Below are 18,425 nucleotides of genomic sequence, written 5' to 3'. Positions count from 1 at the left end.
TTATTGTCTAACCTAAAATGAAGTGCAATGTCGTATCACCGACGCGTATCCGATCGCCGTTGGCAAGCGGATGAGCCTGATGCGGAGTGAGCCTGAGGGCATCGCCCGCTGAGCCTAAAAGGATCGTTCCATTTGATGAGCCGAGGTCTTCGACCAGAAATGAACTGCCGTCACGCCAAACGCGTGCGTGACGACGAGAAATCTTGGTCTGCGGGTCAAACTTAGAAAGATCAACTTCGGGGAAAATGTTCGACGTCGGATCACGCCGGCCGACGAGATTTTCGCTTTTGTCGAGCATATATGCCGGCATTTCAAGCTGGCTGGTGCCCTCGATAACAAGCCGTGCGGTGGCGTTGGCCCGAGCCGCGTATATCTCGGAATGGACACCGTGCTGAGCCAGCGGTTGCTTAGAACCGCAAAATGCACAGAATAGATCCGTGGCAACTATCCGCTGTCCGCAAAATCCGCAGAAAACATTCTGATTGGCCAGGCTGACCGCGGCGGGAGCCTCGCTGATCCCATAGCTGACACGGCCCGCACCGAGGTCTTCGAGATGCTGCTGCAACGCCAGTTTCATTTCCAGAGCACTAGAAAAGCGTGCATCAGCACTGTATTCGACAGCCCGCATCAAGATCCGTTCCATCTGATCGGAAAGTCGTGGATTGATCTGCCGCGGCCGCGGATTCTTTTGGAAATCAAAGATCAGCAGAGGATTGTTTTGCGGATCCGCACCCGTCAGCAGATGAAACATCGTGGAGCCCAGACTATAGATGTCCGAACGGGGTTCGACCTGGCCGCTGAAAAGCTCCGGCGGAGCATAACCCATTGTGCCGACAGCGGTCACGCCCTTTTCCTGCGTTTGGTTAATTGACCGTGCGATGCCAAAATCTATCAGCATAACGCGGCCTGTATTGCCGTCGATCATTATATTCGACGGTTTGAGATCACGATATACGATGGTCGTCGGCAGCGAGTGCAGATAATGCAGAACGTCTATGACTTGGACGGCCCATTCTGTGACGGTGCGCTCGTCGATGCGTCCTTCAGGGGCAGAACGTAAACGGCCGGCCAGATCGCCGCCCGAGATGTACTTCATCACGAGATAAAATCTGCTCTCTGCCTCATCAAAGAAATAATCGTATATTGTCGGGATCGAAGGATGATCAAGAGCCGACAGGATCATCGATTCACGCTTAAAGTCCTCGATCGCTTTGGCCTGCTGCTCCTCCTCGATGTGCGATTGGACCATCTCCTTGACCGCTCGCTGTGTCCCGCCCAGATTTTGATCTACGGCGAGGTAAACGGCTCCCATACCGCCGCCGCCGATCTTTTTCACGATCTTGTATCGGCCGTTTAGGAGAATGCCCTCGCTCAGAGGTTTGAGGCCGGAGCGCTTGCCGTCCGTGCCGGCTTCCAAATTCGGCGTAGTGAATGAGAGCTTGCTATCGGCCCCAAGGTCGCCTGAGGATGTTCCGGCTTTGATCGCCGCCGGATCCGTGAACGCTGCGACCGGGACCGCGTCGGTTGCAGTTTCGGGTGGTGCTTCGACCTTGCTTTCTAATTCGGGCGACTCCGACGCACTTTCGATTTCCGTTGGTTCGGGCTCAATGTCTTGCTCGGACAACATCACGACGTCGGTGTCGATCACGACATCTGACTCGACAAGTGAAAACGGATATTTGTGTTCGTCCTCAACCGGTTCGATCAGTTCGACGGGCTCCGTGACGGAAGAAATAGAAGCGTCGCCGGAATCCGCAACTTCCGCATCCACTCTTTCCACAACCTTCGCTTCAGCGTCGTTGGCGTCGATCTCCGGGACGGGCTGATCTTCGGGAGACACCTCGACAGGATCGTACGCTCCCACCGACAGTTCGGCGGAGGCATCTTCGATGACGAAAGCCTCCGGTTCCTTGATGTCCACAACTTGCGGCGAATCCACGGCCTCAGGTTCTTCGTTCGGCAACGGCACATCTTCAGAAATTTGTTCTAGAGGCGTCGACGCGACCTCCGACGGATCGGTTGTCGGCTCGGCAAATTCGTCCGGTTCGGACATGTCGTCGGATTCGACGGCTTCATCGTGCTCCATCAATTCCGGAACGTTATCCGCGGTTCCGGCGTTTTCGACCTCATCCGCAACATCCAAAGGTTCATCCGCCGCGTCAGAAGGTTCATCCGCCGCGTCAGAAGGTTCATCCGCCGCGTCAGAAGGTTCATCCGCCGCGTCAAAAGGTTCAACCACCGCGTCGGAAGTTTCAACCACCGTCGTGGAAGTTTCATCCGCCGTCGTGGAAGTTTCGTCCGGAACGTCTGATGTCTCATCCGGAGGCGGAGCGACAATGTCCGAAATGATTTTGGGGACCGGTGCCTGCATCACGATCGTGTTTCCCATATCAACGCTATCGTCGCCGGACACGACAACAGGCTGCAGTGAGATGCCGCAATACGGACAGAATGTATCTTGGTCAGCAACTTCGGAGTTGCATTCCTGACAGTTCGCCATTAGGAAATTTTACCAACGAGAATTAACCAATAATATGAAAACGCATAAACGTCTTCCCTACAATAACTTCGTCACCGTCAACCAGAGCCTGAGAATTACCCGGCAGCAATCGACGGCCGCGATTTACATATGTACCATTCGTAGACCCAAGGTCCTCGATCTGGTACTTACCATCCTGAAACTTGATACGGGCGTGCCGCCGCGACACCTTGGCCTCACCGTCGTGAGCGTCGAGGTCAACATCAGGGAAAACCCCATTGTCAGCATCCCAACGCCCGATGATCGCTTCAGTCCCCGAAAACTTAAATTCAATTCCCGGCGAATCACCGCGTTCGATGACGAGCTTTGCATTCATCGTGCCCGACACCGTTGAAGGCGTCGGCGGAGGCAATGGCTCAACCGAAAGAATTTCCGCATCCACGGGTGGAATGCCAACTGATGTCACGCTCACCGCACGCGGCGGCGCGTCGGTCGTGATCGGTGCTTGGTAGAGAGGCACCGACGGCGGAGTCTCTATTGGCTGAACGGGCTCAATGAGCAGTGCTCCGCACTCATCGCAGAATCGCGATCCCGCCAGGCTATCTTTTCCGCATTTTTGACATTTGATCATTGTCGCAATTTTTACGCTTACGGCCTTATTCGACTATTGACATATTAGCGTGTAATTTAATGTTCGTAAATCGTAAATCGACAGCGGGATTACGTCAACAATCAAATTACGGTTCCGAAGGGCAATTTTGCTAGTTCGGCAGCAGTGTCACTTTTTTGAAACTTGACGCAAAATATGGTCGTAATACCTGATTGCTGAAATAAAGAAAGTACAATTCGATTGTGTCCGCTCCGTCGGAAATATTATAGTAACCAGTTGCGAGGGTAAGTGTAGATTATGGCATTGAGCCGCAAAAAGAAGATCATCATCGGCGTATCGGCAGTTGTTTTATTGGCGATCATCATCGTGGGCAGCGTTCTGGCCACACGAACAGATACGCCCGAGGTCACGGTCGTCAAACTTGAAACACGTAAGGAATTGCGTTCGACGGTGACATCGTCGGGTGAAATACGCCCGATACAATTTATGAATCTCACGAGCGAGGTCCAGGGTCGTATCGAAGAGATCTATGTAAAAGAGGGCGATACGGTCACAAAAGGCCAGCCGCTGGTTAAACTCGACCCAAACCAATTAAATTCGAATACGGACGCGCAGATCGCGGCATATCAGACTGCACAAGATGAAGTCCGCGTATCACAGACACAGGTCACTGCAGCTCAAAATCAATATTCGCAAGCACAACAAGGATTGAATGCGTCCGACGCATCGGTCACGACCGCACGGCAAAACGTCGTAACGTCGCAGACCGACGTCGACCGTGCGCAGGTCGATGTCAACACCGCCCAACGCGAACTGAATCGAAACGCACAGCTTCTGGAATCCGGCGTGATCTCGCGGCAGGAATATGACCAGAAGAAGGACGCCCTCGAAACTGCTCAAGTAGGACTCCGCACGGCAAAGGCAAGGCTCGAGTCGGCAAAACTAAGCGTTAACGAAGCCATTGCTCGGCGAAATCAACAGGCGGTTGCAGTACGTGATGCCAAGCGCGGCGTCGAAACAGCGTCGATCAGTGTTCAGAGTAGCCAGTCGAGGGCAAATCAGCAGGCCGCAACCTTGCGTGGCAGTAAGAGCCAGCGTGACAAAACCCTGCAGGTTGCACCGATCAACGGTGTGATCGCTGAGATCCCGTCCAAAGTCGGAACGTTTGCCGTTGCCGGACTTTCGACGACCGCACTGCTTACGATCGCCGATATGTCGCAGATCAACGTCGAAGTAAAAGTGGACGAAACCGAGATCGATAAGGTCGAGGTCGGTCAAAAAGCAAAGGTCAAGGTGGATGCATTCGGCGACAAAGAGATCGGCGGTGAGGTCTTGCAGAAGACGCCGCTCGCAGTCGGCAAGTCGCAAACCAGCGGCGGACTTTCAACGAACATCAACGTGCAGGAAGCCAAAGAGTTTCGTGTCGTGATCAAGCTGACTGAATTGCCGGAAGATCTGAAAACCGGCCTCCGTCCCGGAATGAGTGCTACCGCGACCATCACTACGAAAACTGTAACTAATGTGATCACAGTGCCGCTCCAGGCCGTGATCGAAAAGAAACCGGACGCATCGCCCGCCCCGACGATCCAGGGCGACACACCGCAACCGGCAGATAAGCCCAAGACCATCACCGGCGTTTACGTACTCGAAGGTAACAAGGCAAAGTTTGTCGAAGTGACGACCGGCATTGTCGGCGAGTCGGATCGAGAGATAACCAGCGGACTCAAAGCCGATGACGAGGTCATAACCGGACCGAGCCGGATACTAAATACGCTGAAAGACGGTACAGTCGTTAAACGACAGACCAAAAAAGAAGGTGCAGCCGCTAAGTAGTTTCCAAGGAACGAATTATGGACCAAAAGAACGGAAACGAAAACGGAACGGTATCGCCTGAATCGCATCCTTCGGATTCGATCATCTCGATGCGAAACATCTGGAAGACATACCAGATGGGTACAGAAGAATTGCACGCTCTGCAGGGCGTATCTTTTGAAGTAAAGCGCAACGAATACCTCGCTATCATCGGCCCGTCGGGCTCAGGTAAATCGACGCTGATGAACCTCATCGGTTGTCTGGATTCCCCGTCAAAAGGGGAATACTGGATCAACGGCAATCTCGTCTCGGAAATGACCGACGACGAACTTGCACGCATTCGTAACAAGGAGGTCGGTTTCGTTTTTCAGACCTTTAACCTGCTTTCCAGGGCGACCGCACTTCATAATGTCGAATTGCCTCTGATCTACGCAGGTATGGGTTCGGCCGAGCGGCAAGAGAAGGCTCAGGCGTCGCTTGCGGCCGTCGAACTCGGCGACCGAATGCTGCATAGGCCTAATGAGCTCTCCGGCGGCCAGCGGCAGCGTGTGGCGATCGCAAGGGCTCTGGTCAATCATCCCTCGATCCTGCTTGCTGACGAACCGACTGGTGCACTGGACACAAAAACGAGCTACGAGATCATGGCCCTATTTGAAAAGCTTCACGCGGAGGGCAACACGATCATTGTAGTTACGCACGAACATGATATCGCCGAACGAGCCCATCGCGTCATTACGATCCGCGACGGACTGATCGAAAAGGACGAACGCATTAAATAATGGAAACAGTTCCGGCATATGTAACGATCGTCTTTTTGCTGACGACCTTTACGGCGATCGGGTTTCTGCTCAGAGCCACACGTAAAGCGGGACTGGGACTGTTACCCTCACAAATTCTTATTTTCATTCTGCCGCTCTGGATATTCTTTCAGGCGGCACTTTCTGTTTTAGGGTTTTACGAGGATTTCACATCGGTACCGCCGCGACTGTTTCTTTTCGGCATCTTGCCGGCTTTGCTGTTAGTGCTCGGATATATCGCGGCCTTTCACCGAACGTACGTCGAACGCTTGCCGCTGAAACTTCTGACGTTGCTCCACATCGTGCGTATTCCGGTCGAACTCGTCCTGCTTTGGCTCAGTATTGCCGGCCAAGTGCCCCGGATGATGACGTTTCAGGGGTTAAATTTTGATATCTTATCCGGAATCGCAGCACCGATCGTCGCGTGGCTTGCATTTCGCGGCGGCGAGACACGGCGAGGCCTGCTGATCGCATTCAACGTCATCGGGATATTGCTACTCGCAAATGTTGTGGTCATCGCAGCGTTGTCGGTTCCATCGTCGATACAATTCCTGAATATTGCCGAGCCCAACCGCGCGGTTCTGTACTTTCCATACATTTATCTGCCGACGATAGTCGTGCCGATCGTACTGTTTTCACATTTGGCATCTCTTTACAAATTACTACGCGCGGATCGCGTGGGATCGTAAAGCTATTAGTCGATCGACGCAGTTACGTTTGAATTTCGAGCATTATTCATCGAAACTTTTAACAGCATTAACTCGTAACATTCGCTTGACTTAGATAAGCTAAGGTATCGATGAATTTTTCTGAAACGATCAAACTTGCCTTCGACCAGATATTGGCGCATAAGCTGCGGTCATTTCTCACGCTTTTGGGAATGATAATCGGCGTCACTGCGTTTATGATCGTTTTGTCGCTACTGCAAGGTTTTAGCTCGTACGTTGACGAAAAACTCGCCGGTATCGGATCGAATTCGTTCACAGTTCGACGCTTTAGCTTCGACGATTTCAAGGATACCGATACGATCGCCGCAGCGCAGCGGCGAAATACGGAATTGACCTTTGATGAGATGGAATTCATCAAAGAACGAGCTCAACTCGTCGGCCTGATCGGTGCCAAAGCGGGCGGTATGAGTCGTGATGTCAAGGGCGGCGGTGAGACGCTGGCCAGCGTTCAGATCAGCGGTGCCGAACCGGTCACGGCGCTGATCGACAAGCTTGACATCGCGGACGGACGATTCTTTTCCGAACCCGAAAACGCAAACGGCGCCCGCGTCGCCTATGTCGGTTGGGACGTCGCCAACAAACTCTATCCTCGTGAATCCGCCATCGGCCAGGAATTGACCATTCAGGGTATTCCCTATCGGATTATCGGCGTGCAGACGGCAAAGGGCACAGTTTTTGGGCAGCCGCAGGATAATTTTATTACGCTGCCGATCAAGACCTTTGGGTCGGCATTTGGCGGTTTGACACGTCAGCGGGCACCGTACTTCGTTGTAACATCAAAGGATGAAAAAAATGTAGCCGACACAGTCGAAGAGGTGCGTATGCTTATGCGTATCAAGCGAAAGATTCCTTTCGGTGAAAAGGATAGCTTCGGTATTCTGACGCCGGACGCGATCACAAATCTCATCGGCGGCGTTACAAAGCCGATCGGGACGGTAATTTTGGCGGTACCGTCGATCGCACTTCTAGTCGGCGGCATCGTAATTATGAACATTATGCTCGTCGCCGTGACCGAGCGAACCCGCGAGATCGGGATACGAAAAAGCCTCGGGGCGAGACAATCGGACATTTTAAGACAGTTCTTACTGGAATCGGCCACGCTCTCTGCTCTGGGCGGTATCATCGGGCTCATCATCGCAGAGATCGCCGGCGTGGCTATTACAGCGTTCTTTTTTCCGACTAAGATATCTCTTCTGGCGGCTTTCTTTGCCATTGCATTTTCCGGAGTTGTCGGGGGACTCGCCGGGCTTTATCCGGCGTGGAAAGCGGCCCGTCTGGATCCCATCGAGGCTCTGAGGGCAGATTGATCCAATGGTAGTCGCAACAACCTCATTTATCGAAAACTTTAAGATGGCGATCGACACGCTGCGGAGCAATAAGCTGCGCTCGTTTCTGACGATCATCGGTGTGGTTATAGGCGTTATCACCGTGATGCTGATCTCGTCGCTGATCAGCGGGATCAAGGTAGCCGTCGAAAAACAGGTCGAATCCTTTGGTACCACGTCGATATTTCTGTACAAGATGGATATCGGCATCCGCACCAGTTCCCCGTCGCGCGAAGAGCGTATGCGCAAGCCGCTGACGATGGAGGATGCGGCGGCCCTAAGCAACCTGAGTTCGTTACAGGCGGCGGTTCCGTATCTCAATATTACAAACAATTTCTTTGGCCAAAAGATCAACGTCACCGGAAAGAATGGCAAGACCTCATCGTCCATACAGCTGCAGGGAACGCTTCCGGATGCTGAAAAGGCTCCGGGCGAGGTGCTGATCGACGGGCGTTGGTTCTCGCCGGCTGAAAACGATTCAAAGACCAATGTATGTGTAGTAGGCGACTCGATCCGTGATGCTTATTTCCCGAATAGATCGCCGATCGGCGAAACGGTGGAGATCGGCGGCTCCGAATTCAGGATCATCGGCCTTTTGCAGAAGCGCGAACAACTTTTCGGCGGCGGCGGCGGCAATAATGATCAGTCAAATGTCATCTATATGCCGATGGGGGCAGCACTCAAGCTCAAGCCGAATGCCGATGATCTCTTCATTCTGGCCATCGCAAAAGACGGTCAACTCGACGCCGCAAAAGATCAAGTGCAGGATCTGCTCAGAATTCGCCGGCAAGTAAAATTTGGCGATAAGAACAACTTTGCAATGGAAACCGCGGCAAGCATCATCGATCAATTTGCGGCCATTACGAACGGTGTTTTCATCGCGATGGTGGTCATATCTTCGGTGGGCCTGATGATCGGCGGTATCGGCGTGATGAATATTATGCTCGTCTCCGTGACCGAACGTACCAGAGAGATCGGCATCCGCAAGGCTATCGGTGCCCGTCAAAATGACATTTTGCTACAGTTTTTGGTCGAGGCTGCCACTCTTACCGGTTTCGGCGGTATCGTCGGCTTACTCATTGGGTGGCTTTTGACGCTCCTTGTCCGTCTGTTTTTGCCCTCGTATGTACCGCTTTGGGCACCGATCGCGGGCTTTGTCGCAAGCGTCGGTATCGGACTCGCCTTCGGACTGTTTCCGGCCTGGAAAGCGGCCCGACTCGATCCGATCGAATCGCTACGATACGAATAGTAAACTTCCGGATCGTGGCCGATGCCAATTCGCACAAAAAGTAACCGCCCGCAATCTTGAATAGATCTGCGGGCGGTCGTATTTTGCAGTAGCTCCAAAAGCTAGCTGATAAAACTCGGGAACAGCACCGCCATCGCCATACCGAAAAGTAGAACGAACAAAAAGACTGAGATCGACGCCGACCAAGCGATGGTTCCGCTAACCCTCTCGCCGGCGTTCTTGAGGCCGATCGCATTCATAAACAGCCAGTAAAAACCAAGGACGCTTAACGACGCAAGCAGCGTAAAAATTACCGGATGCTCAGCTGAAGTAACAAGGAAGCTAAGATTGTCCTGGATCAACGATTGCTGACCGAGGATGGGGTGAATATCGGTCGGATCCTTTAGGTATAGAAGCGTGGTGTTGAGTACAAACTTAATAATATTGATCGGCAATGCCGCGTAAACTGCAGCCGAAAACGCCTGCCAAAAGTTAAGCTTGCCGCCCATCGCCAATGCAAAAACAAAGTATATTAGGGCAAGGATCGCGTAGAGGATTGTGAAACCGGCAAACGACGCAGCAACTTGGCCTACGCGGGCCACGGGATTTTTGGCATCCTCCAAAGCTTGCACACGTCCGGCTTCAACACTCTTTCTGGCGTCTTCGCTACCGGCGATCATAGGCATCTCGAGCGTTTTATCGATGGAGAAGTTGGTGATCCGATCGATGCCGATGCGTGCCGAAAATAGATTGCTGTATGCGACCGACATAACGACCATCAGCAAGATGGGCACAAGCCATCGCGGGTGCCAACGGAGATTACGAAAGACTTCGCTTGGGGCAAAAAAGATATTGACTATGCTACTTGCCGTTGACATCCTCTCAACATCACCCTCGACCGCCGGCTTGTTTATGAAGCTAAGTCCGATGACTAGCCCACCGAGCACGATCATAAATACGCCGGGCGAGGTCAGGCCAGGCACGATCTTGGTTGCGCCCAATACGGCGACTACGAGACCAAGGGCCGCAATGATAATTCCAGCTATTCGATTCATATTTTCCTCAATAAAGGTTGATTTTGGTTACGACACCATCAGATACGTTCACCGGATGATCGAAGTTCCGTTTTTTCAAGCCGTCCGCTCGGCGTTGTCGTAGCCGTCAATGCGAATACACGCGGCAAAATGTCCCGGCGTGATCTCCTTCAGTTCCGGTGATACTGATGCACATTCGTCGATCGCCAGCGGGCAACGCGTGCGAAAGCGGCAGCCCGACGGAGGGTTGATCGGCGTCGGCACGTCACCTGTCAACACGATACGATCGCGTTTATGCCTTGGATCAGGGAACGGTATCGCGGAGAGTAGAGCCCTGGTATACGGGTGCAGCGGCATCTCATACAACTCTCTCGCCTCGCAGATCTCAACTATCTTGCCGAGGTACATTACCGCAACGCGATCCGAAATATGCTCGACCACCGCAAGTCCGTGCGAAATGAACAAATATGTCAGTCCAAATTCGTCCTGCAGATCCTGCAGTAGATTGACCACCTGAGCCTGGACCGAAACGTCGAGTGCCGAGACCGGTTCGTCACAAATTATAAGCTTGGGATTTAAGGCAAGTGCACGAGCGATGCCGATACGCTGGCGTTGACCGCCGGAGAACTCGTGCGGGTATCGATCGGCATACTTCGGGTCGAGGCCCACCTTTCTGAGAAGGTCAGCGACACGCTCGTTCTGCTCTGAGCGAGAACCGATCTTGTGTATCTTGAGCGGTTCGGAAATTATCGATCGGATGCTTAGGCGTGGATTCAGGCTGGCGTATGGATCCTGAAAAATGATCTGCATCTCACGCCGCAGTGCCTGCATTTCCGAATTTGGCAGGCCAATGATGTTATTTCCCTCAAATCGAACCTCACCGCTGGTCGGTTCGTGAAGGCGGAGAATGCACCTCCCGACCGTCGATTTGCCGCATCCGGACTCGCCCACCAACCCCAGAGTCTCTCCGGCGATGATATCGAACGAAACGTCATCTACGGCCTGTACGACATCGTCACTATTTTCCACCGGAAAGTGCTTGACGAGCTTTCGAACATCGACCAATCGTGTAACTTTTGCCTTCGGTGTCGCAGTTTCCATTATCGATCAGGCCGATTCGGCCAAAACGCGTTGCCGGGCCGCGTTGAATTTATGAGCTTCATCGTACAAAAGGCATCGCACCTTGCGGCCGGACGCGATATCGATCAGCGGTACGGGTGCGATGACACACGCATCGAACCTATCGTCGCATCGAGGAGCAAAGTGGCAACCTTTTGGCAATTCGGTCGGTGAAGGCACCGTTCCGTCGATAGTTTTGAGCCGCTCCGTTTTGGCCGATCCGGCCTCAGATAATTTAGGGACCGAACGCAGAAGGCCTCGAGTGTACGGGTGTTTCGGGTCAGCAAAAAGCTCATCTACGCCAGATTCCTCAACGATCTTACCGGTGTACATCACACAAACCCGATCGGCGACCTCGGCAACGACACCCAGATCGTGTGTGATGAGGAGAACCGCGAGTTTGCGCGTAACGCGCAGGCCGTCGAGCAGTTCGAGAATCTGGGCCTGGATCGTAACGTCGAGAGCGGTCGTCGGTTCGTCGGCGATCAGCAACTCGGGGTTACACGCGAGAGCCATAGCTATCATCACACGCTGGCGCATACCGCCGGACAGTTGATGCGGATAGTCGTTTGCACGGCGCTCCGGCGACGGTATCGCCACCTCCTTCATCGCGTCGATCGACGCCTGCCACGCCGTTTTTTTGTCGAGTTTGCGATGCAACCGCAACGCCTCAGCGATCTGCTCACCGACGGTAAAGACCGGATTAAGCGACGTCATCGGATCTTGAAAGATCATCGCGATATCGTTGCCGCGGATCGCTCGCAGGCGTTCCTCACTGGCTGTCGTCAGTTCTTCGCCCTTGAATTTGATCGAGCCGCCAACGATCTTGCCCGGTGACGAGATCAGACGCATTATCGACAAAGCGGTGATCGATTTACCGCAACCAGATTCGCCGACCAGGCCGAGCAATTCGCCCTCGCCGATCTCAAAGCTCACGCCATCAACCGAGCGGACGAGGCCGCCTTTCGTCGGAAAATGCGTCTGAAGATCGCGTACTTCGAGTAATTGGGACATGAATTCTAATAGATGCTAAAGGTGTATTCCACCTGCTTAGTAACCGCGAAGTTTACGCCATCTGGCTGCGCGGGCAAAAAGACTATTCTACGTGCGGCCGCGATCGCCTGCTCCGTCAGGCCGTAAGGTAGTGATTTCACGACACTTACCGCTCCAATACTGCCGTTTGCCAAAAAGGTCGTTCTCAGGATCACTGTTCCCTGAATATTAACCTGTCGAGCCGAGTCGGTATAGCTCGGACGAGGTTTGGCGACGATCATTAATCCAATGCTATTAGCCGACGGCAACGCCGCGGCCGTGTCGCCGGTGACTGAACCGCTACCGCTCCCTTGATGGGTCATCTGCGTTGACGGCGGAGTAACCGGAGGCGGTATAGAGGGGGCCGGAATAGTATATTCGTCACCCAGCGTAATAGCCGAACCGTCTCCGATGTCGATACCGGAGATCGGCCGCTTAAACGTCAACGAGGATACAAACTTCGCTTCGAGATCAGTATTCTCATTTCGCCGAACGATCTCGAGCTCGATCCATCTATTATTACTTAGGTCGTCTACGATAAACACTCGACGCACTTTCGACGAAAATACCCGAGCCTTGCGGGTACTCCCCAAAACTTCAGTTTCCGACGCTACCGTATCCTTTTCTGATGACCATTTTGATATCCTGGCATCAAAACTGCGTTTGCCAAAGTCCTCAGTAGTTTTGCAATAACTACGATCAGTCTTGTATTTCGCGAAGATCCTTATGCCATATGCAGCATTGTCGGCGTATGCCCAATATTCCGAATACGCCAATTGATTGCAAGGGTTGTACGAATCGATTCGAATCGGGAGTTTCGGCAAAAGAACCGAAACATCCGTTCGTGGAACGCCATATCTCTCCCATTTGACGGGCGAGCCTATCTTTCCGCTCTGCCCAATTCCCGTCAAAGTGAGCAGCAGTTGGATCGCTATCGCTGCAACGATTCGAATTTTCATCAAGGATACCTCCTTACCCGCTATCTCCAGACGCTTCCGACGATTCTCCTAATTCTTCGGCACCTTCACCGGATCGGCCGGTCGCTTTGGCAGCTTAACCGGTGTGACGATCTTTTTCATCAATTCGTTGACCGCCCGCTCGAGTTGCGGATCGCCGCCGGCGATGACCGAACGCGGGTCGTTTTCGACCTCGATGTCGGGATCCACGCCATACCCTTCGATGATGTATTCGCCGCGGGCGTTGGCGAGGGCAGATTCAGGCACATTGACGACGCCACCGTCGATCAGATTGCCCCGATTCGTGATGCCAACGACACCGCCCCAACTGCGTTTGCCGATAAGCGGGCCGAGCCCGGCCTCGCGGAACATATACGGGAATATATCACCGTCGGACGCCGAATTTTCGTTCAGGATCGCGACCATCGGGCCGAGGAATGCACCGTCAGGATATGTGCCGCCTTCTTCGTCCGCTCTGCGGTAATTCACGCCGAGCACCTTTCGGCGAAGACGTTCGATCAGCATTCGCGACACGTTACCGCCGCCGTTTGCCCGAACGTCGATCACCATTCCCTCTTTATTAAGTTGCGGATAGTACCACTTTATAAACTCGCGTAGTCCCGGTGCTCCCATATCGGGAACGTGGATATATCCGAGGCGTCCGCCCGACATCTGATCGACGCGGCGGCGGTTCGCCTCGATCCAGTCGAGGTAGATAAGGTCGCTCTCATTGGTTACCGGCTTAAAAGTAATGGTACGCGAGCCTTGGGCCGTCGGCGAACTGTTAAGCGTGATAGAGACGGCCGAGTCAGCCTTACCGCGAAGATACGAGTAGATATCGCGGTCCGCGGTGACATTTTCGCCATTTATCGCGATCACATAGTCGCCGACCTTGGCGTCGCTACCGACCTCGGTCAAAGGTGAACGATAGATATCCTCTTCGTTCTGCCCGCCGAATATCTTGCTTATCTTGTAACGTCCCGATGCCTTATCTACTTCAAATCTAGCTCCGGGTAATGCCACTCGCACTCTCGGCGGCGTGTTATAGTCGCCGCCGTCGATATAGGCGTGTTGGACGGTAAGTTCCGCACACATCTCGGAGATTATGTAATTCAGGTCAGAGCGATGAGCGACATAGGGTAACCATTTCTTGTAGTCTTCGCGTATCTTGACCCAGTCAAATCCGTGCATATTGCCGGCGTAGAACCAATCGCGATATCGCCGCCAGACCTCATTAAATATCTGATTCCATTCCGCGACGGGATCGATCTCAACCGAAAGCCCGCCCACCGACACCGGCTTCCTCGAACGCTCGCCGCCCGGTGACGCGTCAAGTATCGCAAATCCGCCGGATGTAGCGGTCATTATCTTGTTGCCGTCATTAGACAGCGTAAAACCGCCCGACGGACTCACCAGAACGCTTTCCTTACGGTCTTTTAGCGAAAATATACGCAGCGACGGTGATGTTTCGGCCGCTCGGCCGTAATAGAATGGCGGCTGGACGTTATAGATCAGGTTGCCCTTATTCGCCGAGAGGCCGCTGTAGTTATCGGCCGCCACCGGAGCCTTGGCGGCACGTGACTCGATGCCGTCGAAATCAATCTTTTCCGCCGCCGGCGTAGCAATCGGCGTCGGCGTGACGGCTGGTTTTTCTTCGGTGACCGCAACTTCGTCACTCTCTATCGGAAAAGGATTCTTAGTATCCTTTTTCAAAGCCAGAGCGTAGATCTGGGTCATCCGGTTTGTTGCATAGTTAAACTCCGAACTGGAGATCTGGGGGGCGTATTCCCGATTACTGAGAAAATAGAGGTAGCTTCCCGACGGGTCCCACGTCGGACTCGTCGAACTGAACATCGTGGGCGTTACGCGATAGCTCTTATTCTCGTCCGAACTCCAAACGTACACCGACGACATTCCACTTCGCGGCTGCATCGAATAAGCGATAAACGTGCCCTTTGGCGACCACTCGTAACTTTGTATAAGGCCGATCGGTGCATCGACGACCATTTGGATCTGCTTCGACGCAAGCGTTAACACATACAATTTGCCGTCTTTGTCGCTAAACGCGATCTTCTTACCGTCGGGCGACCAAGTCGGTGTATACCGCTGAGCATTGCCACCGGTGGTGATCTGGACGGGCCTGGAGGAACCGTCCTGGGCGACGAGCCATATCTCTTCCTCGCCGGACTTGTCAGAGATAAAGGCGATCTGCCTGCCGTCGGGTGACCACGCCGGCGAGCGGTCGTTAGCGTCGGACGAACTCGTCAGATTTCGAACGCCGCCCTTCTCGATCGGAGTCGAAAAGATGTCGCCTCGAGCCGAGAAAAGTGCCCTTTCCCCTTTAGGGCTGAGTGAATACGAACTGATATTGCTCGCGGCGTTTACGACTCGCTTTCGTCGGTTCACACCGTCATCGGGCACGCTGATGCTCAAATGCGTGGCCTTTTTCGAATTTACGTCAAAGATCTCTAGTTCGCCATCGCGTTCGTAAACGATCCGGCTCAGATTGTCCGAGCTCGGCCAACGAATGTCCCAATCGCGATTTCGCGTGACCTGAGACGTCTTACCGCCGGCGGTGTCGTATGCGTAAAGATTAAACTTGCCGTCTTTGTCTGAGTTGTAATAGATCGTGCCGCCGATCCACATCGCATCGCGACTTGCTCGTGGGTTGTCGGAGATCTTTTTAGCATCGTTGGTCGAGAGGTCGTAGATATAAAGCGTATTTGCCTGGCCGCCGGAATAACGCTTTTCCGGACGGAAATCGCGAAACCTCGGCGAGTAGACCATCTTAGTTCCGTCGGGTGACGTGTCACCGGATCCCGCCTCAGGCATCGGCAATGCGGTGGCCGCACCGCCCTCGGTCGATACGGTATAAAGCCTCGCGATCGGCGTCGCCCAAGAGTCCCGCAGGCTTCGAAACACGATGCGGCCGTCCTTGGTCCAACCGTGAACCTGGTTGTCGAACCCCCAACGCGGAGCAAGCGGTCCGCGCGACGGGTAAAATGTCAACTGCTTTGGCTCGCCGCCCTGTGCTGACACTACATAAACCTGTTCGTCACCGTCGTACTGGGCCGTAAAGGCGATCCACTTGCCGTCCGGCGAAAACTTAGCGTAGGTCTCGACACCGGGATGGGATGTAAGCCGAATAGCCGTTCCGCCGGACGTCGACGCAGTCCACAGATCGCCGCCGTATGTAAATACGACCTTGTCGCCCTGTATGTCGGGATACCTAAGCAGTTTTGTCTGCGAAAAGACCGCCGCAGTGATAAACAGGCATAAGACGAGCGTGAAAATAAGACGGTTCAGCATAATAATGTCCTTTGTTTACGGATCCTTTTTGACTGTTGAAAGTTTAACTCAAAACATTACGATCAAAAAGAACGTAAGTTTCAATAGTTCAAAGCTAAAGTCAGGCAACGAAACTCATCGCATTGAACTCAAATGGATGATATTCTTATCGATAGCTAAAAACCGCTCTAAAGCGATGCAACGATCGGGGGATTTGTTAGTGCAACAAAGATTTAACAGCATATTCGCATTCACGCTGATTTTTACATTTGTCCTGACCGGATTCGGGCAGGCACCGTCGGCATCCTCTCGCTCCGGAAACATAAGGTCCGCTGAGCAAAAGAGCACAGATACACCGAAAAAGGTGGTTAAGGTCGAAGATATCGAAAAGGATATCGCCGAGGCGCTCTCCCTTATCGAACGAAACTACGGTGGAGCAAAAGCACTTAATTACAATGACGTGATGAAGTCATCGATCGATTCGATGCTGCATACCCTCGATCCCCACTCTAATTACTTTGACGCTAAAGAGTATGAGGAGTTTCGGACGGATCAGAGTTCGCGTTACTACGGTATCGGAGCCACGATCGGAGATCTGAGCGACGTTGACGGCAAAGTAATTGCGACGTATATCAAGGCGACTTTTGACGGTGCCCCGGCCAATCGTGCAGGGCTTCGCTACGGTGACAAGATAGTTGAGGTAAACGGCACTTCGATGCTCGGCAAGCCCTTTGCGGACGTTCGCAATTTTCTTCGCGGCCCGCGGGGCACTCCTGCCAAACTTGTGGTTGAGCGTCTTGCGACCGGCAAACTTGAGACTGTCGATATAGTTCGCGATGCGGTATCGCAACCTTCTATCGGTGAGTATTATATGATCCGGCCGGGTGTCGGCTATCTGGCGATGCGGGGCGGATTTAACCAGACCACATATGCCGAATTTGTTGCCGCGACTCGAGAATTGCGTGCCAAGGGAATGCAGCAGATCGTCATCGACCTGCGTGACAATGGCGGCGGCCTCGTTAGTCAGGCGTACCGTGTGGCAAACAGCTTTCTGAAGCGTGACCAGACAGTATTTACTCAAAAGGGCCGTATCGAGGGCGTTTCTGATCAATACCGGGCAGATAATCCTACTCCCGACAGATCGCCGGTAGTAGTGCTTGTCAATCGCAATACGGCCTCGGCGTCCGAGATCCTGGCCGGTGCTTTGCAGGATCACGACCGGGCGTTGATCGTCGGCGAAAATACGTTTGGCAAAGGCTTGGTTCAAAATCCCTTTCAATTGGATTATGGATCGATGCTGTTGCTTACGATCGCTAAGTACGAAACACCGGCCGGGCGGTTGATCCAGCGAGATTATTCCAACGGCAATCTTTACGACTATTACACAGAGGGCGGTAGTTTCCGCGACATCACGGCTGATCCGGTCAAACCGACCGGTGTGGAAAGCCGAACCGACGCAGGCCGAGTCGTCTATAGCGGCGGTGGTATCAATCCGGACGTGCCGATCAAACCTGATACGATCGAGATCGAACGTGCTCGTGCCCAGCAGAAACTAGTTAGCCCGATATTCGCGTTTGCTCTGGATCTGGTGGTTGGCCGAGTCAAAGGCTTTGAGAGCTACAAGGTTCTCAAGCCGATCCTATTTGACTACGACATTACTAAGACCGACTTTCCGGTGACACCGGCATTGTTCGACACCTTCAAATCTTTCGCGGAGACCAAGTATAAGGTTTTGCCGGCACAACTTGACCGTGAACGCGAGTTTATCGAACGAACGCTTAGAACAGAACTAGTGACTGCTGCTTATGGTTCACAGACATCGGGTCAGGTCTTTAACGAATACGACGACCAACTCTTAAAGGCGATCGGATTAATGCCGCAAGCCAAGCAACTGACGGTCGATAGTTCGAAAAGCACTGCCAAGCAGCAGAGTCCCACCAATCCATAAATCTGTAAGAAAACCGAAACAAAAAGGACGATCTGACATTCGCGTCAGATCGTCCTTTTTACAAATTAC

At 53.1% G+C, this 18,425-nt stretch carries 13 protein-coding genes; 6 read left to right on the top strand and 7 right to left on the bottom strand.

The features are described 5' to 3' along the window. Positions 1-7: 7 nt before the first annotated feature. Both IPQ00_01275 and IPQ00_01270 read right to left on the bottom strand, forming a co-directional pair. On the bottom strand, positions 8-2,500 hold the full coding sequence (locus tag IPQ00_01275; GenBank protein MBL0239197.1) for a protein kinase: 2,493 nt from the start codon (positions 2,498-2,500) through the stop codon (positions 8-10). A gap of 22 nt (positions 2,501-2,522) precedes the next feature. Then, on the bottom strand, positions 2,523-2,855 hold the full coding sequence (locus IPQ00_01270) for an FHA domain-containing protein (GenBank protein ID MBL0239196.1): 333 nt from the start codon (positions 2,853-2,855) through the stop codon (positions 2,523-2,525). A 531-nt stretch (positions 2,856-3,386) separates the two neighbouring features. On the opposite strand from IPQ00_01270, the gene IPQ00_01265 reads away from it, so the two are divergent. From IPQ00_01265 to IPQ00_01245, 5 genes are all read left to right on the top strand, one after another. Next, positions 3,387-4,922 (top strand): efflux RND transporter periplasmic adaptor subunit, encoded by a 1,536-nt coding sequence (locus IPQ00_01265; protein MBL0239195.1) that lies wholly within the window; start codon positions 3,387-3,389, stop codon positions 4,920-4,922. 80 nt (positions 4,923-5,002) lie between these two features. Further along, entirely contained in the window at positions 5,003-5,680 is a 678-nt protein-coding gene (locus IPQ00_01260) for an ABC transporter ATP-binding protein (GenBank protein ID MBL0239194.1), read from the top strand. After that, on the top strand, positions 5,680-6,387 hold the full coding sequence (locus tag IPQ00_01255; GenBank protein ID MBL0239193.1) for a hypothetical protein: 708 nt from the start codon (positions 5,680-5,682) through the stop codon (positions 6,385-6,387). The genes IPQ00_01260 and IPQ00_01255 overlap by 1 nt, the downstream gene beginning before the upstream one ends. A 110-nt stretch (positions 6,388-6,497) precedes the next feature. Next, positions 6,498-7,733 carry an ABC transporter permease gene (locus IPQ00_01250; protein ID MBL0239192.1) on the top strand — a complete coding sequence of 412 codons (1,236 nt, stop codon included), beginning with the start codon at positions 6,498-6,500 and terminating at the stop codon, positions 7,731-7,733. Between the two features lie 4 nt (positions 7,734-7,737). Further along, positions 7,738-9,000, top strand: a complete 1,263-nt coding sequence (locus IPQ00_01245) for an ABC transporter permease (GenBank protein ID MBL0239191.1) — start codon at positions 7,738-7,740, stop codon at positions 8,998-9,000. Positions 9,001-9,101: 101 nt separating this feature from the next. Here the strand turns inward: IPQ00_01245 and IPQ00_01240 are convergent, their stop codons facing one another. From IPQ00_01240 to IPQ00_01220, 5 genes are all read right to left on the bottom strand, one after another. Further along, complete coding sequence (locus IPQ00_01240) at positions 9,102-10,034, bottom strand: YIP1 family protein (GenBank protein MBL0239190.1); 933 nt, start codon at positions 10,032-10,034, stop codon at positions 9,102-9,104. Positions 10,035-10,109: 75 nt separating this feature from the next. Beyond that, positions 10,110-11,114: a dipeptide ABC transporter ATP-binding protein gene (locus IPQ00_01235; GenBank protein ID MBL0239189.1), complete on the bottom strand. Its 1,005-nt coding sequence runs from the start codon at positions 11,112-11,114 to the stop codon at positions 10,110-10,112. A 6-nt stretch (positions 11,115-11,120) separates the two neighbouring features. Continuing rightward, on the bottom strand, positions 11,121-12,146 hold the full coding sequence (locus IPQ00_01230) for an ABC transporter ATP-binding protein (GenBank protein MBL0239188.1): 1,026 nt from the start codon (positions 12,144-12,146) through the stop codon (positions 11,121-11,123). Between the two features lie 5 nt (positions 12,147-12,151). Beyond that, a complete protein-coding gene (locus tag IPQ00_01225) occupies positions 12,152-13,123 on the bottom strand; it encodes an energy transducer TonB (protein ID MBL0239187.1) in 972 nt (323 codons plus the stop codon). A gap of 48 nt (positions 13,124-13,171) precedes the next feature. After that, positions 13,172-16,429, bottom strand: a complete 3,258-nt coding sequence (locus IPQ00_01220; GenBank protein MBL0239186.1) for a PD40 domain-containing protein — start codon at positions 16,427-16,429, stop codon at positions 13,172-13,174. A 199-nt stretch (positions 16,430-16,628) separates the two neighbouring features. On the opposite strand from IPQ00_01220, the gene IPQ00_01215 reads away from it, so the two are divergent. Further along, positions 16,629-18,356, top strand: coding sequence for a S41 family peptidase (locus IPQ00_01215; GenBank protein ID MBL0239185.1), 1,728 nt, complete (start codon positions 16,629-16,631; stop codon positions 18,354-18,356). The last annotated feature ends 69 nt before the right edge of the window (positions 18,357-18,425 follow it).

Origin of the sequence: Chloracidobacterium sp., assembly GCA_016720705.1 — a bacterium.
Classification (GTDB): domain Bacteria; phylum Acidobacteriota; class Blastocatellia; order Pyrinomonadales; family Pyrinomonadaceae; genus OLB17.
Note: the sequence above shows the minus strand (reverse complement) of the source record. Positions and strands in the feature narration are given on the sequence as shown.